This window comes from Opitutia bacterium ISCC 52, assembly GCA_014529675.2.
GTDB lineage: Bacteria > Verrucomicrobiota > Verrucomicrobiia > Opitutales > UBA2995 > UBA2995.
Map to the genome: position 1 here is coordinate 1,308,900 of CP076040.1, position 24,270 is coordinate 1,333,169.

Sequence of the window (24,270 nt, forward strand, 5' to 3'; positions counted from 1 at the left end):
CAGCTTGCTGCCGATTCCTATTTATCGCCTAGCGGAGTGCGATCTTATGATGGCTTAAATTTTCGGATCCTGATTCTGTAATAAGGTAGTTTCGCTCGATGCGTACGCCACCGATGCCTGGGATGTAGTTTCCTGGTTCTAGGGTTACGACATCTCCTAAGAGCAAAGTATCTGTGCTGTTTGCCACAATGGCAGGGGGTTCAGGGTGTTCTAGCCCGAGTCCGTGTCCGGCATGACTTGGTAGAGGTTCGAAACCTTTCGCTACCATGGTATCAGAGCAGAGATCGAAAATGGTTTTGCAGGAGATGTCAGTTTTCAAAGCTTCCTCACCAGCTTCCAGACTTGCGAGGCAAGCATTCATGAGCGCTTGCTGATCTGCAGAGGGTTCTCCTACTGCAATAGTGTTGGTAAAGTCACTTCGGTAACCGTCCAGGATCACTGAGTAGTCTAGAATGTATAAGTCACCTTCCTGCAGAGTGTACCCGATGGGTAGACCACCTGCTTTGGGTAGTTCGGCATTGTTAGCTCGGAAATCACCGTACACCACGCAAGGTCGTCCAGCTTCTTCTAGGACAGCGGCATGAACCGCTCGATAGACATCCATATCCGTTACTCTCGGGCGAACATACTCAAGTGCTGCCAGGTGGCCGGCTTCGCACGCTTGCATGCAGGTCATCAGATGCTCGACTTCGTCTGCCTCTTTCTTGCGTCGAAGAAATTTGATGACATCGCCCAGTTTGATGTTCAGCTCTGGTTTTCCTTCAATGGTTTCCAGGGCGGTTATGGCAAGCGAGTCTTCTTCCACGGCCCCGTTTCTTAGATCCAAGGTTCCAAAATGTTTCTTCAGGGCGATCGCCTGTTTGGAGTCTCGGTTTTCCACCGAGTTTTCCCCATCGTACCAGATTTCTGATACGGTTTCGTCTACATAGGCTTCACCACTCAAAGACTTGAGTGTGAAATTGTCGGCGAGTGCAGTAGCTTTTCCGGAGCGTTCCAAATGCAGCCATACGGTTTGACTGGCTGAGAAGCTGACTGGATTAACCCAGATGTTGGAGAAATACTTAACATGCCGAGGATTGGATATGAGCACCCATTCGACCGAGTCGGGTAGGGAAGCCCAGAGTCTTTCTCGGCGTTTGTTACAACCTTCTTGTGTTAGCATAAGTTTAGTTCGCTACAACGTTTAGGATTCGTCCGGGAACGTAGATGACTTTTCTAACCGTTTTCCCTTCAATACTGTTTTGCACACGTTCCTGACTCAACCCGAGGGCTTCGACATCCTCTTTGGATATGTCGGCTGACACCATGATTTCACCCCGGTGCTTGCCGTTTACTTGAAGGACGATTTTTACCTCGTCGGAAACAAGTTTGGATTCATCGAATACGGGCCAAGAGGCATCACTGATTGAACCACTCCCTCCCAGACGATTCCAAAGTTCCTCGGAAATGTGAGGAGCAAGCGGGTTAAGCAGTTGAAGGAAGTTCTTAACGGTTTGCTTAGAGTAGGAAGATTCTTTAACGAGTTGATTAAGGAGAATCATCAATTGAGAAACCACGGTGTTGAAACTGAGGCGATCAATGTCGTCTGTTACCTTCTTGATCGATTCGTGGAGTAACTTATCCAGCGCCTTATTCGTCTCTGGGCCGTCGGTAAGTTTTGCATTTAGAGAGCCGTCCTCGTTGACGACTTCTTTCCAGAGGCGTCTCAGGAATCGTGATACGCCTTCGATGCCCTGGGTATTCCATGGCTTCATATCTTCAATCGGACCCAGGAACATTAAGAACAAGCGGGTGGCATCTGCGCCGTAGCTCTTGATTAATTTATCGGGATTAACCACATTGCCCCGGCTTTTGCTCATTTTATGAGAACGGGCATCCACTTTGATTGAGTGATCTAACTTCAGCACCCAGCTGTCACCTGCCTTCTCAACTTCTGATTCCTCCAGGGCCTTCGGTGTTAGGTCTTCTCGGTCCTTGGCGGCGTCTGAAGAAACGGCGTTTCCTTCATTGTCCTGGAACAAAGTGAACTCCATCTCACCGAGTATCATTCCCTGGTGAATCAAGGATGGAAATGGTTCGGGGTTCGGAGTCACACCTTCATCAAATAACACCTGGTGCCAGAATCGTGCGTAAAGCAGGTGTAGGTTCACGTGCTCGGCTCCGCCGATGTAAAAATCTGGAACACCCCAGTACTCTGCCAGTTTTGGATCGATGACCGCGTCGGTGTTTTTGGGGTCGCAATAACGAAGGTAATACCAACATGACCCAGCCCATTGTGGCATCGTATTGGTCTCTCGGGTACCCGTTACCCACTGATCGCCAGCTGGCTTTTCGTTGGAGCGGGGCAGGGTTTCGCTGGTTTCAATATTCAACCAAATTTCTAGCCATTCAGGCACACCGGCGAGTGGGCTTTCTCCTGTGCCAATGGGTTCGTAAGATTCCACGTCGGGAAGCTCAAGTGGCAGTTGGTTTGCTGGAACAGGCAGGGCGTAACTCACTTCACCGTCCACCTCAAAAGTGACAGGCTCTTCAGGTAGAAATTCGCTAAATGGGTTGTTCTCAGCTGCGGTCGCTTTTTCGTAGTCTTCTTTGGATACCCAGCTTACTGGAAAAGGTTCTCCCCAGTAGCGCTGTCGTGAGAAAAGCCAATCACGCAGCTTGTATTGAACACTCGCCGAACCCAGTGACTTCCCTTCGAGGTCTGCGATGATCTTTGCTTTTCCTTCGTCGGAAGATTGGCCGGTGTATTCCCCGGAGTTGACCATCGTTCCTTTGCCGCAGAACGGAAGAATAGTTTCCTCGCCTTTCGCTTTTGCCGCATCGTCCTCAATCACCTGGAGGATTGGAATATCCATCGCTTCCGCGAATTCGAAATCTCGTTCATCGTGGCCAGGAACAGCCATGATGGCGCCGGTGCCATAGCTCATCAAAACATAGTCTGCCACCCATATGGGGACCTTGGCTCCATTAACCGGGTTGATGGCATAGCTTCCTGTAAATTCTCCCGTTTTGTCTTTGGCCAGGTCTGTCCGTTCGAGGTCACTCTTTTTAGCTGAGTTTACTCTGTATTGCTCAACTGCGGATTTCCGGTCTTCGGAAGTCAGTTGATCGACGAGTGGGTGTTCTGGAGATAACACCATATAAGTGGCTCCGTGCAGCGTATCCGGACGAGTGGTATAAATGCGTAGTTTGTCATCGTGACCATCGATCGCGAATTCGACTTCGGCTCCTGTGGAACGTCCTATCCAGTTCTTTTGCAGACGGATCGAAGAATCCGGCCATTGCAGGTTCTTGTGGCCTTCCAGAAGTTTCTCCGCATAAGCCGTAATTTTCAAAACCCATTGGCGGAGTTTGCGACGCTCGACCGGAAAGTTTCCGCGTTCTGATTTGCCATCCACAACCTCTTCATTGGCCAAAACGGTTCCTAGTTCCGGGCACCACCACACAGGTTGTTCAGATACATAGGCCAATCCACGTTTGAACAGCTGGAGGAAGATCCACTGGGTCCACTTCATGTAGCCCGGATCCGTCGTGTTGATCTCGCGGCCCCAATCGATTGCAAATCCCAGCTTTTGTAATTGTGGGCGAAAAATCTCCACGCGCTGCTCGGTTACGATCCGTGGGTGAGTGCCGGTTTTGATAGCAAATTGTTCAGTCGGCAGTCCGAAGGCATCCCATCCCATCGGCTGCAGCGTGTTAAAGCCATTTGATTTCTTATAGCGGGCCAGAATATCAGGTGCCGCGTAATTGATCGCATGACCGATGTGAAGACCGTCCCCGGATGGGTACGGATACATCGACAAAATGTAGTATTTCGGCTTTTCCGAAAAGTCTTCGGCCGTGAAGGTCTTGTCTTTGGCCCAAAACTTTTGCCAGCGCGCTTCTATTTTACTTGGATTGTAATCAAAGGAATTCATCAAAAAGTCAGATAATATGGACCAATTGGGCGGTCCTCGTGGAAAGAAAAGGATCTAGCTTGATAGTTTCCGATTCCCAGTCAATAACCCAGACTATGATTCCCAAACGGATCTATTATCTACCCGTTATACTATTTATTGCCCTGTTTTTCACGGCTTGTGAAACCACCCAATCTGTAAGCAGTACGGATGAATCCGCTGAGGTGGGTTTCAAGCGTTTGCTGGAGGCGGTCGTTCGCATCGATGTTCGAGAAGTGACCTATCGTGGAGGATCCAAGCAGAATGTGAGCGGCGTGGGCTCAGGTGTGATTATCTCTGAGGAAGGCCACATCCTCACCAACGCTCATGTAGTGTCGACCTTCGCCGAGGAGATTCGGATCACGTTGTCTAATCTGGAGCGTGTGAGTGCCGAGCTGATTGGCTGGGACCACTGGACGGATCTGGCTCTGCTCAAGCTGGACTTGGATGAACTCGAGGAGCGAGGACTGAGTTTTACCATCGCTGAGTTTGGTGACTCCGATGAAGTTTATCCCGGGCTAACAGTATTTGCAGTAGGAACTCCCAACGGATTAACCAGGACCGTGAGTCGTGGTATCATTTCCAATACTAACCGATTCTTCGAAGGTGCGGATGGGGTTCGCGGATATGAGACCGGCTACTTCAATACCTGGCTTCAAACCGATGCGGCCATCAATCCAGGAAACAGTGGGGGGCCACTCGTTCGTGAGGATGGTAAAATCATCGGAATTAATACACGGGCCTATTTGGGCTCTAACAACCTGGGTTTTGCTGTTCCTGGCAAGACCGCTCAGTTTGTTCTCTCTGGCTTGTTGGAGAGTGAGGAGATCGTACGTAGTTACTCTGGGATTACACTCGGCCCGATGCAGGACCTGGAAAACTTCTACAATCTGCAAGCCAACCAAGGAGTGCTTATTGAGAGCGTAGATCCTGGATCGCCGGCAGCCAATCAAGGCATTCAGCCAGGTGATATTCTTTTATCATTGGATGAAGATCTGGTGGACGGACGTTTTCCTGAGCAACTTCCTCCCATTCAAAATACGATTGCAAACTACTCTGTTGGATCCGAGATCGTTTTGGACCTAAATCGACAGGGACAAAGCATTACTAAGAAGGTAACCACCGAAAAGCTCGAAAGCCGAGTGGGGGAAGAGTGGGCATTCGATAAATGGGGCCTCAGCCTGCGTGAAGTAAGCCGTGCGTATGCCCGGGAAAATAAACTGGAGTCCGATGATGGTTTCCTCGTTCTCGGATCCAAAACCGCATTCCCCGCTGCCAAGGCTGGCATCCGTTCAGGAGACATCATTTCCAAAATCAACCGCGCTCCGGTGGGGACCATGGATGAGCTTAAGCAACGCCATGAGGAATTTACGGACGATTCGGAACCCTTATTTGTTGAAGTGACTCGAAATTATCGAACCTCCCTCTTTATCTTAAAACCATGAAACGATTATTGTTAACCTTGGCTGTTTCTCTGTTGGGAGTTTCGGGCCTAAATGCCGATCCCTATCCGGCAAATCTTCATGAGCTGGTATTAGAGCGTTCCAAATCTGTCGTGGCTCTTGAATTTGTAGTAGAGCGCGAAATTGATCGCCAGCAGGGGTTCGCCTATGGGCTCGTTGTCGATGAGAAGGGCACCATAGTGGTCCTTGAAAGTCTGATTCCCACTTGGGTTCCTGTGGATAAGATGAAAAGCTTTATCGGTTATACGCTACCTCATAATGACAAAGAGTATGATTTAAAGTATCTTGGAACAGACTACCCATCCGGGTGGCATATTCTTTCATTTGAAAATGGATTGCCTGAGGAATTTACTCCCATCTCTGCTTTCGATCGAGGCATTGCTAGTATGGGGGATCCGGTATTCGGTATTGGAGCCGTCGGAAAGGATATGGGTTTTGATCCTTTTGTTCTGACTGCTCGCGTGGCTCTTACGAAGAAGATGCCTGATCGCCAAGTTATCATGCGTGATGACATCGCCAATCCCGGTTGCCCCATTTTCAATGTGGAAGGGGCCTTTGTAGCTTGGGCAACGGATCCGCAATCCTATCGTCGCACGATGAATGTAGGGCGCGAAACCCTCACCGTAACTTTGAGCAATCCTGAAGAAACATCGGTTGCGCTCAGTAGTGATGACTTCTTTGCCTACTTGGAAGATATTGATCCCGCTAATGTGGAAGGGCCACGACCCTGGATCGGAGTTTCTGGTATGCAGCCGATTGATCCTGATGTGGCAGAATTCCTGGGGATCAAAAACCAATCAGGCATTGTTTTGAGTGAGATACTCGACGATAGCCCATCGAGTCGTGCTGGTTTGGAGAACAATGACATTCTGATCACCGTCGACGGGGAGATCCTTCCTCGATTTCGTCCTGACTATTCGGTAACTCCTTACTTCCAAAAACTCATTCGCCAAAAAGCACCTGGAGAGACCATGACTGCCGAGGTGATTCGAGGAGAAGAAAGGAAGTCATTCGATGTGGTTGTTGGTGATGGTCCAAAAGTGGTCCGAGAGGCTGATTATCGTTACTTCCAGAAACTCGGGTTTACGGTTCGTGAGTTTCTCCTAACGGATGGTATCCGCCGAAGACTGCCCAAGTCAGACATGAATGGGGCGATTGTGAATTTTGTGACTCGAAGCTCCGCTGTTGAAACAGCTGGTCTGCGAATGGGAGATTGGATTAAACAAGTCGAAGGGGAAGAGGTTTCCTCTTTTGATGATGTGCTTGGTCTACTTGATCTTGTTGAGCAAGACGAAGAAAAATCTGAGTTCGTATTGCTCGTCGAGCGGAATAATGAAACCTCTTTTATCCGGGCACAATTGAAGTAAATGTTTACGGGCATCGTTGAAGAAACTGGTACCATCCTGAGTTTTGATCAGGAGGAGGAGGCCTATGTACTCAAGATAAAGGCCGAAAAGGTCCTCGAAGGCATAGCTTATGGGGATAGCATAGCAGTGAATGGTTGCTGTTTGTCAGTCACTCAATTCAACGCTGAAACCGGTGAGATTCAGTTCGATGTCCTTGAAGAGACGAAACGTCTGACCTCTCTGGCCAACCTTGCTCAGGGTAACCTAGTGAATTTGGAACGAAGTCTGTCCTTTAATGGCAAAGTGGGCGGTCACTTTGTCACGGGCCACATTGATGCGACCGGTGATGTCGAAGTCATTGAAAAGCGTGGAAATGATTTTTACCTCCGTGTATCCATACCTGAGGAACAATCCAAATATGTCGTTTGGAAAGGTTCTATCTCGCTGGATGGTATTTCACTGACCGTTGCTGAAGCGAATCCCACGAGCCTTGCTGTGTGGTTGATTCCGACTACGATGGATATTACTAACCTAAAAGAAAAGAAGGTGGGTGATCCCATGAATCTTGAATTTGATGTTTTGGGTAAGTATGTTGAGTCACTAACGATGGGAAAAAGGAATGCGGTCTAAGATCGAGTCAGTCGTAAACGAACTAAAGCGCCTTAAACAAGAAGGTGTTGAAGGTATATATGTGAGCGACTCAACGATGGCAGGGTTAAGGGCATCCGTGGGGACTGGAAGTGCTTCTGCAGCACCAAGCAACCCGACCGCTGAATCATCTGCGACACAGGCGGTACCCAAAAAACGGGCACAGATGGGAGAGTCATTAGAATCTTTGGTCAAGAAAGGACCGATGGAGACGGCTGCTAAAAAAGCGACGGCTAAAGCTGCCCTCAATCAACATGGCAATCCCGTTGCTGCCATACCTGACACGCCGCCTGAAGTGAATTTTCACGAAGGAGATAAGCAAGCCCAATGGGAAGCTTTAAAGGAGCAAGTGTTGAATGACCCTGTTTGTCAGGAGCATTTGAATCCCGGTGCGCAAGTTGTTTTTGGAGTTGGTAGTGTCGACGCAGACATCTTTTTTTGCGGAGAAGCACCCGGAGGTGATGAAGAAAAGCAGGGAGAACCGTTTGTCGGAAAGGCCGGGGCATTACTTACTAAAATCATTACTGCGATGGGACTCAGTCGTGAGCAGGTCTACATTGGGAACATCATGAACTGGCGACCTGAGATGCCAACCCCGGTGGGGAATCGTCCTCCTACGCCTGAAGAAATGGCTTACTGTTTGCCATACCTGCGTGCGCAGATCGAGGTGGTAAAGCCAAAGATCATTGTGGCGCTCGGAATGACGGCGGTGAATGGGTTATTAGGTCCTGACCCAGCACGTCGTATGGGAGCCATTCGGGGACAGTTTTTCGAATTCCAAGATTTACCGCTACTGGTCACCTACCATCCGTCCTACTTGTTGCGCTACGCTACGATGAAGACCAAGCGTTTGGTTTGGGAAGACATGCTCTTGGCAATGGAAAATATAGGTCTGCCGATTTCTGAAAAACAGCGGGGCTTTTTCCAATAGTCTTCTACCCAGGTCATGGCTGATTCTACTGAGAGTGTTTTCTTTCATCCGAGGTATGCCGATTTGAGTGAAGAGCTGAAGGATATCATGTTTGATCCGGAGGCACTTCAAAAAGCCGGGTTGATATTCCGAGAGTTGAAAGGACGCGGAACCACCTATTTTTACCATCTAGAACAACAGTCGGTGGTTTTACGTCACTATTGGCGTGGAGGTTTTATGCAAAATGTGTCTAAAGATGCATACGTTTGGACTGGTTTGTCGAAGACACGGTCGTACAGAGAGTGGAAGCTGTTAGAACGGATGGCGGAGCTTGGACTGCCGACCCCTCGCCCCGTTGCTTTGCAGATTAAGCGGACCGGGCTTTGCTATCGCTCGGATATTGTGACCGAAGAAATTAAAGAAGCTGAGTCGTTTTCCGAAATCCTAAAGCAGAGGCCCGCTACGAGCGACGAGTGGCAACTTGTGGGCGAGACCATCAAGCAGTTCCATGAGAGCCAGGTATTTCATGCGGACCTAAACGCAAATAATATCCTACTGACTAACTCTTCCTGCTACTGGATTGATTTTGATCGCGGACGGATTCAAGGAGGAGACAGATGGAAAACCGCGGTGATCGCTCGGTTGAAGCGCTCCCTCGAAAAGCTAAAAGGCAAACATGAAGCGTTCTGTTTTACCGAGAATGATTGGGAGAAATTACTTAGAGCGTATGGGAATCCATCTATTCCCACTGACTAGTAAGTCAGCTAAGTTTCTGGTCCAATAGAAACTTCTTCAGCGCTCTTTTGCTTTTTAGGTGATAGATCTGGGTAGAACCTGAGTATTTGCTTACGAGTTTTCTGAGTTTTGGGAGAGCGTCCCCATTAACCTGATAAACCGTTTTTAATACGCTGATTGTTTGGCCTCGAAGAGGACAATTTTTTTGGATCTTAACTAACTCTGGACGAATCCAAGCCAGTATTTGTCTTTTGAAAGCCCACCACAGATGGATGTGGAGGGGGAGATCCACTAATACAATTGTATCACTGCGTTTAAAGCGTTCCTCAATGGTTTCCATGGCCCCCCAGCCATCGATGATCCATTGATCTTCATCTATTATATCGGTAATGGTATCCACCGCTTCCTCTCGAGGAACCCTTGTCCAGTTTTCTCGCCATTGAATGTGATCGATTGAATGGTAAGGGAGATTGTGGATACGTTGTAGCGTCTCGCAAAGCGCTGTTTTTCCGCCTCCGGCGTTACCAATAACTGCAGCTTTTCTCATATTACCTGATTAACCTTTTCCTTAGAGTCTAAAGCATTCTCGCCTTCAGTCTGAATGAAAAATCAAATACACACCGGGTTTGGCTGATATCCGATGCTGGTTTGCCGAGTTGATTGCGAAAAGGCCAAGCCTCTAATTCCGTTTTTGAGCCAACGTTTAGAATAGCGAAGTTACAAGGTTTAATGATTGGCCTGGGTGTAGTTTAATGGATTCCATTAGGAGGAAAGTAGGCGCGCGATTTTCTTTTCTCCTAGCCATTTCCCCATCCCAAAGTCTGGTGTGTTCCCTTGTCTTTCAGTTGTTTAGAGGAGAATTGAGGAAGTTAATGATTAAGCTATTGCCAACCTGTATGGCTGTTTTTCTGCATTTTTGTATGCTTAGAACCAATACTTCGAATGTTGGAACAAAACAACGCGGTTCGAATAATGGTTACTCAACGAACAGTGCCAGAGAGTAAATAAAAGCGATCCACAATATGTTGAGAATAGAAAAAGTGATCATCACTTTTCTCTTATGATCTCGATCTAGAGTATAAAAAAATCCTAGAAGGTAATACACAGCCATCAGGTAGATAATCAGTGATACGATATCCATCAGAATCCCCTGGAAAAAGAACTTAGGCAGAATCGACAGAATACCGCTTATCAGTATTATCCCAATCGGCCTCATAATGTCGCTCCTGACATCGATCCCTGCAATCAAGGTCAATAGTAGCGCGAGGATGACTCCGCTAATTCCTATCCAAAATATGAGAGTCATTGATCTACCTAAACCTCTCCAATCCCAAGAATCCAATCGGGTGGTGCGTTGATCCGCTCGTGGCTAAGTTGGCAAGGACTTCTCCCATGACACTGCTAAATTTGTATCCATGTCCGCTGAAGCCGGCTGCGATAGTCACTCTATCATTATCTGGGATTTTATCTACAATGAAGTGTTGGTCTGGGCTATTCGTATAGAGGCAAGTGCAAGAATTGAGAAGTTGGCCGGCTGCATCAGGAATGTATTGAGCTAAGGTGTTTTGAAGTGCTTTGAGTTCAACGTCCGTGGGTTTAGCAATGGCCCTGCTTATATCTTCTAGGGGAACCGTATCACCGGGCCTGTGTTCGGCAATCTTGACTCCTTTTTGTCCAAGCAGGATGGGAAATCCATAATGTCCGTGAGGAGCGTCCGTTTCGATGAACCAACAAGGGAAGTTGTCGGGGCTGAATGCTTCGGGATCGATCTTAGGTTCGAACCAGGCTTGAACTTGGCGAGTAACGGTTAGTTCTACCCCAAGGTTCTTTAGCATCTTATTCGTCCAGGCACCGGTGCTAATAATGAGTTGGTCTGCGTGAAGGGTGCCTTCTGCGGTGCGAACTTCGACACCGTCGTTTGTGGCCTTCCAATTGAGAGCGGGTGTATTCGTCAGAATCATGGCGCCTAAACCGGAAGCCTGCCAAGCATGCTCAACGATCGCATCCTCCGGTCTTAAGTATCCGCCATCAGTTTCGAAAAAACCTTCAAAGCTTTCATTTACTTGGAAGGCTGGATAGTCGGATTTGATGGCTTCTCCATTTAGGTGACGGTGGGGAAGTCCATGTTCTTTCGCGGACTTCATTGAACCTGTTATTACCGAGTTATCTGATTCGCAGAGATAGAGCGCGCCTGTTTTATTTAGAATAGGTTCCTGAGCTTTCTCCTGAAGTTCCTCCCACAGCTCATAAGCGCGTTCTAGCAAAGGTACGTAATTGGGGTGCTCGCTATAGGCCTTTCGAATCATCCGAGACTTGCCATGATGGGATCCGTGACGATGTGGAACATCGAACTGCTCTACGCCAACAACTTTAGCTCCACTCTTGGCCAAGTGATAGCATGCAGCTGAGCCCATGGATCCTACCCCAAGGACAATAACGTCGAAATGGTTTTCTTTTGGGTTCATGGTCTTAGGGATTCACAATAACAATAGGGATAAAGAGGGAGGCTGCGCCTAAGATAAAGATCGAAATTGAACGAGAGATAGTAGTTGGGAGTAACTTGTGAGCAACTTGGGTATAACATACATCGATTTTGATTGCAGGATTCACACGCTGAAATCACGGTGTGGAAAAGCATATGGGAGAGCTTCCAGCGGGGGCTGAGACAAAGGCGCGAACGGCCTTTAAATCCTTTGAACCTGATGCGATTAAGACCGCCGTAGGGAATCCGTGCAGAAGAGAGGCTCTAAGCCGGATTACTTTAAATGGGGGTTGAGATCGTGTCCTAACACGCAATCTACGATGTCCGAAAAAAGCAATCAACTCCAATCCACCGACCACAGTCTGTTTCCAAATTCTAGACGTATTTACGTTCAAGGTAGCCGCCCCGATGTTCAGGTTCCTATGCGAGAGATCGCCCTCCAGGATACTCGATTGCCGAGTGGTGAACTGCAAAGCAACGATCCCATTCGAGTCTACGACACCAGCGGTTCATGGGGAGATAATAAGTTTCATGGCGATTGCACCAAAGGCCTGCCAAAACTTCGTGAAGGTTGGATACTTGAGCGCGACGATGTAGAAAGCTACGAAGGCCGTAAGGTAAAACCTCAGGACGATGGCTACCTCTCGGATGTGCACAAAGCCTCTGCTGCACTGAAGGAGGATAAACGACAGTTTGTCGAGTTCGAGAGCGATTCCCCGCGTGTTTACAAAGCAAAGCCTGGGCATGGCGTAACTCAGCTTTACTATGCCAAACAAGGCATCATCACTCCTGAGATGGAGTATATTGCCATTCGCGAGAACATGAAGTTGCAGTCCTATCGTGAAGGACTGGAAATGTCAGAGTCCGCCGGACGGAACACTTTGAACATCCAGCATCCGGGGCAGCCTTGGGGCGCTTCGATTCCCGAGGAGATTACCCCCGAGTTCGTACGATCTGAAGTAGCTCGTGGACGTGCAATCATTCCTTCCAATGTGAATCACCTAGAGTTAGAGCCAATGATCATTGGCCGCAACTTCTTGGTCAAAATTAATACCAACATTGGCAACTCTGCAGTGGCTTCCTCCATTGAGGAAGAAGTGGAGAAAATGCGTTGGTCGGTGAAGTGGGGTGGGGACACGTTGATGGATCTTTCCACTGGGAAAAATATTCATCAGACACGTGAGTGGATCTTGAGGAACTGTCCGGTTCCAGTGGGCACCGTACCCATTTATCAAGCACTCGAAAAAGTAAACGGAAAAGCAGAGGACCTGACTTGGGAAATCTTTGCTGACACCCTCATCGAGCAAGCTGAGCAAGGTGTCGATTACTTCACTATTCATGCTGGTGTGTTGCTTCCATTCATTCCTATGACGGCCAAACGTATGACAGGCATCGTTAGCCGGGGTGGTTCAATTATGGCCAAATGGTGCCTGGCTCATCACAAAGAGAATTTTCTCTATACGCACTGGGATGATATCTGCGAAATCATGGCTGCTTACGATGTGGCATTCTCTATCGGAGATGGCTTGCGTCCTGGCTCCATTGCGGATGCCAATGACGAGGCTCAGTTCGCCGAGCTCAAAACTCAAGGTGATCTAACACGGCGGGCTTGGGAATATGGCGTTCAGGTAATGAATGAAGGACCAGGGCACGTACCGATCCACATGATCCATGAAAACATGGAGAAGCAGCTCGAGTGGTGTGATGAGGCTCCCTTTTATACTTTAGGGCCTCTGACAACCGATGTGGCTCCAGGTTATGACCATATCACAAGCGGTATTGGGGCAGCCATGATTGGTTGGTATGGCACAGCTATGCTTTGTTATGTAACTCCGAAAGAGCACCTCGGTCTACCGAACAAAGACGACGTCAGAGAAGGTGTGATTACTTACAAGATCGCTGCTCATGCCGCGGATTTGGCGAAGGGCCATCCGGCGTCTCAATACAGGGACAACGCCTTATCCAAAGCACGCTTCGAGTTCCGATGGGAAGACCAGTTTAATCTATCATTAGATCCTGAGAAGGCACGTTCGTTTCACGACGAAACGCTTCCGCAGGAAGGTGCCAAGTCATCGCACTTTTGCTCCATGTGTGGCCCCAATTTCTGTTCTATGAAAATTACCGAAGATGTTCGGAAGTACGCCGAAGAGCAGGGAGTTTCCGAAGACGAAGCGCTTGCTCAGGGAATGGCTGAGAAATCGGAAGAATTTAAGCAGAGTGGAGGAGAGGTTTACATCTCCAATTCATAGGAGGGCACTACGATGACCATTACGGTTAACGATGAAATTCAATCGCTGGAGGATATTTCCTCCCTGCATGATCTGTTGCAATCAATGGCGTTGGTTGAAAAAACTGGCATTGCTGTTGCGGTCAACGAGAGCGTTGTGACTCGAACTGCCTGGTCTGAATGCGCTTTAAGCGACAGTGATCGGGTGACCATTATTCAAGCGACGCAGGGCGGCTAAATGTTGGATCCTATTGTCATATCTCCGGAAGCTGATTACCCCAATGAACTGGATTGGGTCATAAAGCTTTTTGAGGCTGGCATGAAGCGATATCACCTTCGCAAGCCTGGCATGACAGATCAGGAAGTCTTTGATTACTTGCAGGCGATTCCCCGCGTGTGGAGGCCCTTTGTTGTGCCTCACCAGTGCCATGCACTCGTTGATCCTATGAAGTTGGGCGGCTGGCATTTTAAGGACGATCCGGTGCAACTATCTAAAGCTGGGCAATGGCGAAGCTCACGCGAAGCAGGGCAGATGATGAGTCGCTCCATTCATTGCCTGGATGATCTGAATGAGGATTTGAGTGGCTGGGACTACGTGTTCCTAAGCCCGGTTTTTCAGTCTATATCTAAACAAAATTATGGCCCCCAATGGGAATACTCTCAATTGAGTGCTGCCTTACAATATTGCAAAGATGCATACCGCACCAAGGTGTATGCTTTGGGAGGAGTTGATGATGCACACATCTCCAACGTGGGTGAAATGGGATTCGATGGTGTGGCCTTATTGGGAGCAATCTGGACTTCTCGCTATCCGTTAGCATCTTTCCTGCAAGTCCAAGAGACATTGAACCTGATCGAGCATACATGAGCCAGTTTCTTCTCCAGTGCATAACTTTGGATGGGATAGAAATGTCGCATTGCGATCAGGTCAGCGCTCTCTGCGAGGCCGGAGCAAAGTGGATCCAGCTGCGGATGAAGGAAGCCACCGAAAGTGACGTAGAAAAGGTCGCTCTGGAGGCATTGAACATCTGCGAAGAACATGGAGCCTTGTTGATCATTAACGATTATTTGGACGTCGCTCTCAAGGTAGGAGCGGGTGGGGTGCATCTCGGGACCTCGGATACTAATTGGAAAGCCGCGCGTAACCTTGCAGGCCCGGACTTGGTCATTGGTGGAACTGTTAACTCATTGGGTGATGCTCGCGAAGCATTAGCCAGTAAGAGTTTGGACTATGTCGGTGTCGGACCCTTCCGGCATACCAGCACCAAGAAGAACCTTGCCCCAGTATTGGAGAAGAAAGCGTTTGCTGAATTACTACAATTTCTAGGCGACCTGCCCAAAGTGGTAATTGGAGGGGTGCTGCCAGAGGATTTGCCAACGATCTCTTCCATGGATGCTGAGGGTGTTGCTGTCTCTTCGGGTTTATTCGGAGAAGGATCGGTGGCTGAAAATTTAAACAACTATTTGGAGCAATGGCCGGATGAAGGCTGAATCTTAACCTTGGATGTCGCATGACAGAACCACTCATTATTGCTAATCGAACCTTTCATTCCCGTCTGTTTTTGGGAACGGGAAAATATGCATCGGGTCAAGCGATGGCGGAAAGCTTAGCTGCCAGTGGCACCGAACTGGTGACCATGGCGATGCGTCGAGTGCGCGTACAGGGAGAGGAAGATGCGATCATGGATTATTTGGATCAAGATCGTTACCAACTGCTGCCCAATACGTCGGGTGTGCGTGATGCCAAGGAAGCGATATTTGCAGCTGAGCTGGCCCGAGAGGCGTTAGGAACCCACTGGCTTAAACTGGAAATTCATCCAGATCCGAAATACTTGATGCCCGACCCTGTGGAGACACTCAATGCCACACGTGAGTTGGTAAAACGAGGATTCACAGTATTGCCATACGTTCATGCCGATCCTGTCTTGTGTAAACAGCTGGAAGATGTGGGAGCCGCAGCAGTCATGCCTCTAGGTGCTCCTATCGGTACCAATCAAGGGCTGGAATCGCGACGGTTTATTGAGATCATTATTGAGCAATGTGAAGTGCCGGTGGTCATCGATGCGGGATTAGGATCGCCTTCCCATGTGGCTGAAGCTTTGGAAATGGGCGCCGATGCAGTTTTGGTAAATACAGCTATTGCCGCCGCCAAAGATCCCACAGCTATGGGTGCCGCTTTTAAGCTGGGTGTTGAAGCCGGTCGCCTCGCCTATGAAGCAGGTAAAGGTAGAGTGTCTTCCGAAGCGGTTGCTTCATCACCGTTAACCGCTTTTTTGAGTGCGAAGGACTAGGGCAATGGGGAACTATATACTAAGACTTAACCGACCGATTAGAGATGGTGAGGTCGCGAACAAGTTTGCTCCTACAATTGAATTTCGACCCGCATCTGTAGGAGCAAACTTGTTCGCGACTTTTGCGTCACCGAGTGTATGGATCGCGGCTGTAGCGGATCGAATATGGCGATTCCATTCTTTCAAATGTAGGAGGTAGCTTGCTGCCGAACCCAGGAACATGAGCTTTTTAGAACAGTTTAATCAGTATCGCTGGGATGATGTCTCAGAGAGCATCTTGGATAAGACGAAGGCGGATGTGGAGTTGGCATTAGGGAAAGAAAAAGGCCGCCTTGGGTTGGAGGACTTTAAGGCTCTTATCTCTCCGGCAGCTGCCCCTTTCCTGGAAGAAATGGCCCAGCGTAGTCATCAGCATACGGTGGAACGTTTTGGACGTGTCCAGCAGTTGTATGCTCCCATGTATTTGTCGAATGTATGCAGCAACATTTGCACGTATTGTGGATTTAGCGCGACCAACCGAATTCCGAGAAAGATCCTTAATGAAGCGGAAATTCTAGAAGAATACCGCGCGATTAAAGCGATGGGTTTTGATCACATCTTATTGGTGACTGGCGAAGCGAATCAGCGAGTAGGAGTTCCCTATTTGCAACGGGCGTTTCAATTGGCTCGTGAATTCTTTTCGAGTATCTCGATGGAAGTGCAGCCACTGGAGCAGGATGCTTATGAAGCATTGGTGCCCTATGGGCTTAGTTCTGTTTTGGTGTATCAGGAAACTTATCATCGCTCGGCCTACGCAGATTATCATCTGAAAGGCATGAAGTGTGACTTTGACTATCGTTTGGGTACACCCGATCGACTTGGAAAGGCGGGAGTAAAAAAGATTGGGCTAGGGGCCTTGTATGGATTGGAAGATTGGCGAACCGACACATTCTTTGTTGCCCTTCATCTTTCTTATATGGAACGGAAGTATTGGAAATCCAGGTACAGTATTTCCTTTCCCAGAATTCGACCCCATGAAGGTGAGTTTCAGCCTCGGTCCATAATGAGCGATCGCAATTTGGTTCAAGTGATTTGTGCCTATCGATTGTTAAGTCAGGAATTAGAACTTTCACTGTCGACACGCGAGAGAGAGTCCTTCCGTGATCATGCAATCCGTTTAGGGATTACGACGATGAGTGCCGGGTCGAAAACAAACCCCGGCGGGTATACCGTGGACCCGCAGACGCTGGAGCAGTTTGAGATTTCGGATGAGCGGAGTCCTGCTGAGGTTGCTGCTATGCTTCGACAAAATGACTATGAGCCCGTCTGGAAGGATTGGGATGCCTCTTATGATGGCTACGAATCTCTTAGAGTTTCTAATGTTTAGGAGGTTGATACAATGAGCGAACTAACCCTTCAGGAAATTGAGCATTATCAGAGGCATTTGAGTCTTCCACAGTTTGGGGAAGAGGCACAGTTGAAGTTAAAGAATTCGAAGGTGTTGGTCGTTGGTGCCGGTGGACTTGGGTGTCCTGTTTTGCAGTATCTTGCGGCAGCGGGAGTTGGAACTTTAGGTATTATAGATTTTGACACGGTAGACGTATCCAATTTGCAACGACAGATATTGTTTACAGAGGAAGATGTCGGAAAGCCTAAGGCTGAAGTGGCTGCAAAGCGCCTTCACGCGATGAATTCCTGCATCGAGGTGGTCATAATTCCAGAGCGATTGACCGCTGAGAATGCATTGGCTCTGTTTTCTGACTACGACTTGGTCGTAGATGGGTCAGACAATTTCACTACCCGTTACCTGGTAAATGATGCCTGTGTGATTGCAGACAAGCCGCTTATCTATGGTGCTATCTATACCTTCCAAGGACAGGTGAGTGTGTTTAATTATCAGGGTGGGCCAACTTACCGTTGCTTATTTCCAGATCCTCCTGATCCCAAGGATGCGCCCAATTGTTCTGAGATTGGAGTCATTGGAGTATTACCGGGATTGATTGGGACGCTCCAGGCTTCTGAAGCGATCAAGGTGCTTACAGGAGTTGGTGAGCCATTAAGTGGAACGCTTCTTCTTTTGGATGTCCTTTCCATGAAGCAACAAACGGTCCGGTTCCAACGAGTGCCCGAGGCTGCTCATGTCACCGAGCTGAAGGAGATTGAATTTAGCTGCGAGTTAGAGCCAGTGAACGAAGATCGTGAAGAAATTGATGTGCAGGAGCTCAAATCCTGGATGTCGGAAGGCCGAGACTTTCAATTGTTGGATGTTCGGGAAGGATGGGAGCGTGCGATGGCCAAGATTGACTCGCATCATATTCCTGTGGGGGAACTGCTTACTCCGGGAAGCGACTTAGTATCACATGGACTGAAGGAGGATAAGCCGTTGGTTATTTACTGTGCCTCAGGTGGGAGAAGTTTGATGGCAACGCGCCAACTGAGGGCTCGTTGCAATGCTTCAACCATCTTAAGCCTAAAAGGTGGTATCGGTGCCTGGGCTCAAGCCGGAAACTAGAGTTTTATGCCTCGTCCATATGTCATTACGATTTCCGGATCAGATGCTTCTGGTGGAGCAGGGCTTCAGGCCGATAATCGAGCGATATTGTCCACCGGTGCCTTTCCACTGAATGTAATAACGGCGCTGAGTTTACAGACAGACCGCGGAGTTGAATCGCTAGACCTGATTTCAGTGGACTTGGTGAGGATGCACCTTCTGGGCCTTTTAAAAGCTTATCCTGTTTCTGTTTTAAAAGTCGGAATGCTTGGGAACGCCGAAATCGTGCAGGTTCTGGTGGATGTGTTGGAGCAATACAGGGATTTGAAGGTCGTTTTAGATCCTGTCCTGCGTGCTACAAGTGGGCGCCCGTTATTAGATCAGGAAGGTTTTAGCCTTCTAAAAGACCGACTGCTACCTAGAATATTTCTTCTGGCGCCAAATCTTCCAGAGTTAGTTGCATTCTCTGATTCGAGCGAATTAGGCACCGAGGAAACTGAAGCCGGGGCTGTTGCTGCTTTGTTGGAAACCGGATGTCACGCTGTTTTAGTGAAGGGAGGGCATGGATTAGGTAATGACTGTGTAGATCGACTGTTTTGGGCGAATGAATCCCAAGATTTTACTTCTCCCAAAGTGGATACTCAGAATGCACGCGGAACAGGGTGTGCGCTAGCCTCGCTTATTGCGGGTGGCCTAGCTAACGGTCTTGAACTTCAACCTGCTATTCATAAAGCCAAGCTTCGTTTGCACCAATCCTTGATCGATAGGTCAGATGAGGATTGGAAGGGGCATGGTCCAGGATTTTTGTGATTTTGGTTAAAAAAGGCTCTATTGTTGCATTGTTATCTAAAGTTTGAGGATATTTGTAACCGGATTCTTCGTTGGTCCGTTTACCACTAGGACATCTTCTTCTCGTTAACCCACTCGCATATGAAATCAGTACTATTACGCCTCTTTCTCGCATTAACGCTAACCTTCGGATTCTCAGTCTTGCCGCTATCTGCGCAGGACGAAGAGAACAAGGAGGAACAGAATGAAAATCAGCGTGGTCAACGCGGTCAAGGCGGTGGGCAGCGCCCAGGTGGTCTTGGTGATATGTCGGAAATGACAAAGGAAGAGCGCATGGCTCACCTCAATAAACTCATTAACACCAATGTGGTACAGATGATCGACGCTGCTCAGGTTCGCGAAGATCAGCAAGAAGCCTTTGTAAAAGCCCAGGCCAAATTTGAGATAGAACTCATAAAAGTTCTGGGGCAGATGCAATCGGTAGGTCGGGATCGCGATAAGCGTCAGAAACTGATGCAAACCAGGATGAAAGCCACGTCTGCTGTGGCTAAAGAGGTGAAAAAAATCCTAGATAAGGATCAGTTCAAGCTCTACCAGGCCAAAATGAAAGAGCGCACCCCTCAACCGCGAGGCGGTCGTAGACGTTAATTGCTACTGGAAACTTTAAAATTTAAACGAGTCGGATTTTCCGGCTCGTTTTTTTTGTCCACATAACCTTTAACAGGTGGATGCAAGCTGACCGTCAGCGAAATTTTGTGAGCGACAATCATTCTGGTATTTGTCCGGAGGCCTGGCATGCCATGGCTGAAGCCAATAGTCATCACGTAGATGCGTATGGGAGGGATCAATACACCGAAAAGGTATGTGGTCTTTTCAGGGAAATGTTCGAAACGGAATGCGAGGTCTATTTTGCCTTCAATGGTACGGCTGCCAACTCACTTGCCCTCGCCAGTATTTGTCGTTCGTACCATAGCATTTTGTGTCATCAAATATCTCACGTTGAGACTGATGAGTGTGCTGCTCCTGAATTTTACACGGGTGGGGCCAAGGTTTTACCTATTGCTGGTGAACTCGGGAAATTGAACCCAGTGGGTGTAGAGGAGGCTGTTAAAAAGAGGACCGATTTGCATTTCCCAAAAGCGAAGGCCTTGAGCTTAACCCAAGCGACAGAGGTTGGTAGCGTATATAAGCTGAATGAACTTAAAGCTCTTAAGGACACGGCTCGTGAGTTGGGGCTAAACATTCATATGGATGGCGCTCGATTTGCCAATGCAGTTGCGGCATTGAGTTGCAGTCCGAGGGAAATGATCGCCCAGGCAGGCGTGGATGTCCTTTGCTTTGGTGGCACCAAAAATGGGATGTCCATAGGTGAAGTGATCATTCTATTCAACAACGAGCTGTCTCAAGAGTTTGATTTTCAATTAAAGCAAGCCGGCCAATTATGTTCTAAAATGCGTTACTTGTCAGCACCTTGGTTGGGTATGCTACAAGAGGACGTGTGGCTCAAGAATGCGAAAACCTCCAATGCAATGGCTCAGCGTTTGAAGATCGGAATGGAAGAAATGGGTGTCGAGGTCTTGTATCCCGTCGAAGCCAATAGTGTGTTTGCCAAGCTTGATGATCGTTTGATTGCTGGGATGCTTTATCGCGGTTGGAAGTTCGTGAAATTCATTGCAGCTGGTGGTTGCCGCATCATGTGTAGCTGGGATACAACTACGGATGATGTGGATGCTTTCCTTTCAGATATGCGAGAGTTGCTTGGCGGCAATGAAGATCGTAGTGGGGAAGTTGAAATTATGAGTCATTAACTTGGATATGGTATGCTGATGGTCAGAAAAATAATTAGGCGGATGGGCCGATTTAAATTAAGTTTGTTTTTATTTCTTGGGAGTCTGCCAACCTTTCTCTCCGCCCATAAGCTAGAGACGGGGCAGGCGGTGCTTACAATAACCCCTGATTTGGTTTGGATACTCGAGCTTGAGGTCAATCTGACAAGGTACATTCAGAGCAATCCGGAGTTGGCCGAAAATGTTCGTCCCTATTATAATGAATTAGAGTCAGAAGGTGTGTTTAAAGACGTACGGTTCAGTGGTTGGGAGCGTGTGTTCATCAATTGCGAGAATCAGTTTAGGAAAGAGATTCAAGTTCTTGAAGACGAAGAAAGAATTCAGAATTTCGAACTTTGGTTCCCTCATCCCTCGGAATTATCGGATCAAGCTTTTGAAACGATGCAAGCGGAGGGATTACATGTGAAAGTCTTCGCTACCGGTAAGCTATCGACCGAAGAAACGCTCCTCCAATTTCGGTTCCCCATGGATATTGAAGAGGTCGTCTTAACTACTTTGAAACCAGAGGTTCAATGGGTGATTACAGGAGAATTCAGTGAGCCCATATCTATGGGAGCGGGGGCTGGCTTTTCGTTTGAAGACGAAGGCAGGTCATCTGTCTTTCGTTATTTGAAAGTGGGATTCATCCACATTATTCCGGAGGGATTGGATCACATTCTTTTTGTGATTGGATTGTTTTTGTTGGCTGCAAGATTCAGGCCTCTCCTCATGCAGGTGACGTGCTTTACGCTAGCACATACTTTGACGTTGGGCTTATCCATTTATGGAGTGATTTCCTTACCTTCGAGTGTGGTTGAACCATTGATCGCTTTGTCGATTGCGTTGGTTGCATTGGAAAATGTGTTCACCTCAAAGATTCGACCTTGGCGACCCGTGTTGGTGTTTTTGTTTGGTCTACTTCACGGTTTAGGCTTCGCCGGCGTGTTGAGCGAAATTGGGCTCCCGCGGGATGAGTTTCTATTCGCCCTCGTATTTTTTAACATAGGAGTCGAGTTGGGTCAGCTATTTGTGATCGTTGCGGCCTTTGTATTGATCGGTCTCTTCCGTAAGAAAGAATGGTATCGAGCAAGGCTTACGGTTCCTCTCTCCTGCATCATAGGCCTGGTGGGGCTTTATTGGACCGTCGAGCGAATATTCTTTTAAGAAGCCTCGATCTTGTAAACGCAGCGCCGTTCCCCTGAGAGTAGATGTTCTATGCGTTCTACTTTGGAACTTTCACCAAGAGACTTTTGAAATACTTTGAGTTCCGAATCGCAAAGCCCAGTGCAGTTTTGCGCGGCACGGCAAATGGGGCAGTGGTTTTCAATTAAGAGAAACTGTCCAGTTTCTGTTTCCTTAAACTCAGCCATATAACCTTCGGAGGAGCGGAACTGAGCCAGCTGTTTGACTTTAGATTTCAAATCTTCCTTGGAATCCAATTGCGCCTTATAGTCTCTGACTTGTTGGTTCGCTCGGTGGTCGAGAACTTTGTCTAATTTATCTTTGCCAAGTGTTTCCTCGATGCCGGCAATAAAATTGAGGAGCAAATCGTTGTGTCTGTCCGGGAAAAATTGTTCAGCCACTTCTGTAAGCATCCAGATTTTGGCAGGACGTCCAATGGGTTTAGACTGTTCTTTGAAATCAACCCAGCCGCGCTTTTGGAAGCTATATAAGTGTTGCCTGACTGCCATGGCCGAGATCCCCAATTTTTGAGCCAAGGAATTGGAGTCTTGCGGACCGGCCGTTTTTAGCAGGTGCAGGATCTCATCCCTGGCTTTGGGTTTCGGCTGTGGTTGGCTGGCCATAATCAACTGCCCAATTTAGAGCTCGCAGTAGGTTTATAAAGAAAAATCTTGAAAAAGTGCGGATGCCAAGATGCAGGTCGGATCAATCATTGACAGTTCATTTCTCGAACGACTGTCTTTGGAACTTATGGGAATCAATTTGTCAGAAGACGACAATGCTACAGCGCTTTGTGAAGCCATCTCCTTTATCGCAAATAAAGGATGGGCACCTGGTACGGGTGGGAACTTTAGTGTCGTTGTAAGTGAGAAACCGCTTCAGTTGCTAGTGACTAAAAGTGGTGTCGATAAACACAGTGTGTCTCCTGATGAGCTCTTGCTCGTCAACCGTTCGGGAAAGGTGTTGAACAGTCGAGCGAAGCCTTCAGCTGAGACACTGCTTCATGCCATGATCGCTCGAGTGACAGGTGCGTCTTGTATTCTGCATACACATACTATTTGGAATACAGTGATTTCCTCACGCGAGTCAGGTCCTGTCTTAGAGTTGACTGGATTCGAAATGCTCAAGGGCTTGGAGGGAGTTAAATCGCACGAGCATGTGGAAAAGGTTCCGATGTTTGAAAATTCCCAAGATATTCCGGCTCTGGCACGAAAGATAAGTGCCCGCATGAAAAAGGAACCGGACATGCATGGCTTTTTACTCCGTGGACATGGGTTATATACCTGGGGAGCTAGCGTTGCTGAAGCTCGCCGCCATGTAGAGATTTTTGAATTTCTCTTCGAAGTATACGGTCAGCTGAATTAAGAAGGCACTTTACACGTATTTCTTCGTTACTAGTGTCTGGGCATGGCTTTGTTACGCATACCTGAGGACGATACAGTGGTTTCCGAGTTCGATGAAGTTCGGTCTCAACTAAAGTCGATTAACATAGACTATGGTATCTGGAAAACGGATCACGAGCTTCCGGATAATCCCTCCAATGATGATATTTTGGATGCTTACTCGACCGAAATCGAGCGTGCAAAAGCTGAAGGAGGGTATGTTACCGCCGACGTTATTGCGGTTCAGGCAGATACCCCTGGTCTTGATGCAATGCTTGCCAAATTCAGTTGCGAGCATTGGCACGATGAAGATGAAGTTCGCTTCATCATCGACGGCACTGGAGTGTTCCATATCAATCCTGGCGAGGGTAAGCCTGTAGTGGCTTTAGAGGTGAGTGCTGGAGATTACATTCGGGTGCCTAAGGGAACTTTGCATTGGTTCGACCTCTGCCAGGATCGAACGATTAAAGCGATTCGCTTGTTTCAGGATCCTTCTGGCTGGACACCCAATTACACGGAAAGTGGTAAGGAAGCGACTTTCCTCGAAGTGTGCTTGGGGCCTTCATTTATTTCATCGAATTAAT

General features: G+C 48.1%; 24 protein-coding genes and 1 riboswitch. Of the genes, 18 read left to right on the top strand and 6 right to left on the bottom strand.

Annotated elements, in window-relative coordinates; all coding sequences use genetic code 11:
- Window positions 1-28: 28 nt before the first annotated feature.
- Entirely contained in the window at window positions 29-1,162 is a 1,134-nt protein-coding gene (locus GA003_05715; GenBank protein QXD29467.1) for a Xaa-Pro peptidase family protein, read from the bottom strand.
- A 4-nt stretch (window positions 1,163-1,166) separates the two neighbouring features.
- Window positions 1,167-3,917: a leucine--tRNA ligase gene (leuS, locus tag GA003_05720; GenBank protein QXD29468.1), complete on the bottom strand. Its 2,751-nt coding sequence runs from the start codon at window positions 3,915-3,917 to the stop codon at window positions 1,167-1,169.
- 95 nt (window positions 3,918-4,012) lie between these two features.
- On the opposite strand from leuS, the gene GA003_05725 reads away from it, so the two are divergent.
- The 5 genes from GA003_05725 to GA003_05745 are packed head-to-tail and all read left to right on the top strand — an operon-like array spanning window position 4,013 to window position 9,058.
- A complete protein-coding gene (locus GA003_05725; GenBank protein ID QXD29469.1) occupies window positions 4,013-5,380 on the top strand; it encodes a trypsin-like peptidase domain-containing protein in 1,368 nt (455 codons plus the stop codon).
- On the top strand, window positions 5,377-6,765 hold the full coding sequence (locus GA003_05730; protein QXD29470.1) for a PDZ domain-containing protein: 1,389 nt from the start codon (window positions 5,377-5,379) through the stop codon (window positions 6,763-6,765). The genes GA003_05725 and GA003_05730 overlap by 4 nt, the downstream gene beginning before the upstream one ends.
- Complete coding sequence (locus GA003_05735) at window positions 6,766-7,374, top strand: riboflavin synthase (GenBank protein ID QXD29471.1); 609 nt, start codon at window positions 6,766-6,768, stop codon at window positions 7,372-7,374. It abuts the gene before it with no gap.
- Entirely contained in the window at window positions 7,364-8,323 is a 960-nt protein-coding gene (locus tag GA003_05740) for a uracil-DNA glycosylase (protein ID QXD29472.1), read from the top strand. The genes GA003_05735 and GA003_05740 overlap by 11 nt, the downstream gene beginning before the upstream one ends.
- A 15-nt stretch (window positions 8,324-8,338) precedes the next feature.
- The gene (locus GA003_05745) at window positions 8,339-9,058 is read left to right on the top strand and encodes a 3-deoxy-D-manno-octulosonic acid kinase (GenBank protein ID QXD29473.1); all 720 of its coding nucleotides are present in this window, start codon (window positions 8,339-8,341) and stop codon (window positions 9,056-9,058) included.
- Between the two features lie 4 nt (window positions 9,059-9,062).
- On the opposite strand, the gene GA003_05750 is transcribed toward GA003_05745, so the two are convergent.
- From GA003_05750 to solA, 3 genes are all read right to left on the bottom strand, one after another.
- Window positions 9,063-9,584, bottom strand: a complete 522-nt coding sequence (locus tag GA003_05750) for a flagellar protein FlaR (GenBank protein QXD29474.1) — start codon at window positions 9,582-9,584, stop codon at window positions 9,063-9,065.
- A 429-nt stretch (window positions 9,585-10,013) separates the two neighbouring features.
- Window positions 10,014-10,343, bottom strand: coding sequence for a hypothetical protein (locus GA003_05755; GenBank protein ID QXD29475.1), 330 nt, complete (start codon window positions 10,341-10,343; stop codon window positions 10,014-10,016).
- A 4-nt stretch (window positions 10,344-10,347) separates the two neighbouring features.
- Window positions 10,348-11,502 (bottom strand): N-methyl-L-tryptophan oxidase, encoded by a 1,155-nt coding sequence (gene solA / locus GA003_05760; GenBank protein ID QXD29476.1) that lies wholly within the window; start codon window positions 11,500-11,502, stop codon window positions 10,348-10,350.
- A 165-nt stretch (window positions 11,503-11,667) separates the two neighbouring features.
- Window positions 11,668-11,780: riboswitch (TPP riboswitch) on the top strand.
- A 59-nt stretch (window positions 11,781-11,839) separates the two neighbouring features.
- On the opposite strand from solA, the gene thiC reads away from it, so the two are divergent.
- From thiC to GA003_05815, 11 genes are all read left to right on the top strand, one after another.
- The gene (gene thiC, locus GA003_05765; protein QXD29477.1) at window positions 11,840-13,768 is read left to right on the top strand and encodes a phosphomethylpyrimidine synthase ThiC; all 1,929 of its coding nucleotides are present in this window, start codon (window positions 11,840-11,842) and stop codon (window positions 13,766-13,768) included.
- A gap of 12 nt (window positions 13,769-13,780) precedes the next feature.
- Entirely contained in the window at window positions 13,781-13,984 is a 204-nt protein-coding gene (thiS, locus tag GA003_05770; GenBank protein ID QXD29478.1) for a sulfur carrier protein ThiS, read from the top strand.
- Window positions 13,985-14,614 (top strand): thiamine phosphate synthase, encoded by a 630-nt coding sequence (locus GA003_05775; protein ID QXD29479.1) that lies wholly within the window; start codon window positions 13,985-13,987, stop codon window positions 14,612-14,614.
- On the top strand, window positions 14,611-15,237 hold the full coding sequence (gene thiE, locus GA003_05780; GenBank protein ID QXD29480.1) for a thiamine phosphate synthase: 627 nt from the start codon (window positions 14,611-14,613) through the stop codon (window positions 15,235-15,237). Before GA003_05775 ends, thiE begins: the two co-directional genes overlap by 4 nt.
- A gap of 20 nt (window positions 15,238-15,257) precedes the next feature.
- A complete protein-coding gene (locus GA003_05785; protein QXD29481.1) occupies window positions 15,258-16,037 on the top strand; it encodes a thiazole synthase in 780 nt (259 codons plus the stop codon).
- 220 nt (window positions 16,038-16,257) lie between these two features.
- On the top strand, window positions 16,258-17,403 hold the full coding sequence (gene thiH / locus GA003_05790) for a 2-iminoacetate synthase ThiH (protein ID QXD29482.1): 1,146 nt from the start codon (window positions 16,258-16,260) through the stop codon (window positions 17,401-17,403).
- A 12-nt stretch (window positions 17,404-17,415) separates the two neighbouring features.
- Window positions 17,416-18,528 (top strand): HesA/MoeB/ThiF family protein, encoded by a 1,113-nt coding sequence (locus GA003_05795; GenBank protein ID QXD29483.1) that lies wholly within the window; start codon window positions 17,416-17,418, stop codon window positions 18,526-18,528.
- Window positions 18,529-18,534: 6 nt separating this feature from the next.
- Window positions 18,535-19,317 carry a hydroxymethylpyrimidine/phosphomethylpyrimidine kinase gene (locus tag GA003_05800; protein QXD29484.1) on the top strand — a complete coding sequence of 261 codons (783 nt, stop codon included), beginning with the start codon at window positions 18,535-18,537 and terminating at the stop codon, window positions 19,315-19,317.
- 120 nt (window positions 19,318-19,437) lie between these two features.
- Window positions 19,438-19,944, top strand: a complete 507-nt coding sequence (locus tag GA003_05805; protein QXD29485.1) for a hypothetical protein — start codon at window positions 19,438-19,440, stop codon at window positions 19,942-19,944.
- An 80-nt stretch (window positions 19,945-20,024) separates the two neighbouring features.
- Entirely contained in the window at window positions 20,025-21,104 is a 1,080-nt protein-coding gene (locus tag GA003_05810) for a low specificity L-threonine aldolase (GenBank protein ID QXD29486.1), read from the top strand.
- Window positions 21,105-21,524: 420 nt separating this feature from the next.
- A complete protein-coding gene (locus tag GA003_05815; protein QXD30351.1) occupies window positions 21,525-22,286 on the top strand; it encodes a HupE/UreJ family protein in 762 nt (253 codons plus the stop codon).
- On the opposite strand, the gene GA003_05820 is transcribed toward GA003_05815, so the two are convergent.
- A complete protein-coding gene (locus GA003_05820) occupies window positions 22,283-22,927 on the bottom strand; it encodes a transcriptional regulator (protein QXD29487.1) in 645 nt (214 codons plus the stop codon). The genes GA003_05815 and GA003_05820 overlap by 4 nt on opposite strands.
- 127 nt (window positions 22,928-23,054) lie before the next feature.
- Between GA003_05820 and mtnB the strand changes: the two genes are divergently transcribed.
- Window positions 23,055-23,669 (top strand): methylthioribulose 1-phosphate dehydratase, encoded by a 615-nt coding sequence (gene mtnB, locus GA003_05825; protein ID QXD30352.1) that lies wholly within the window; start codon window positions 23,055-23,057, stop codon window positions 23,667-23,669.
- 42 nt (window positions 23,670-23,711) lie between these two features.
- The gene (locus GA003_05830) at window positions 23,712-24,269 is read left to right on the top strand and encodes a cupin domain-containing protein (GenBank protein ID QXD29488.1); all 558 of its coding nucleotides are present in this window, start codon (window positions 23,712-23,714) and stop codon (window positions 24,267-24,269) included.
- Window position 24,270 lies beyond the last annotated feature (1 nt).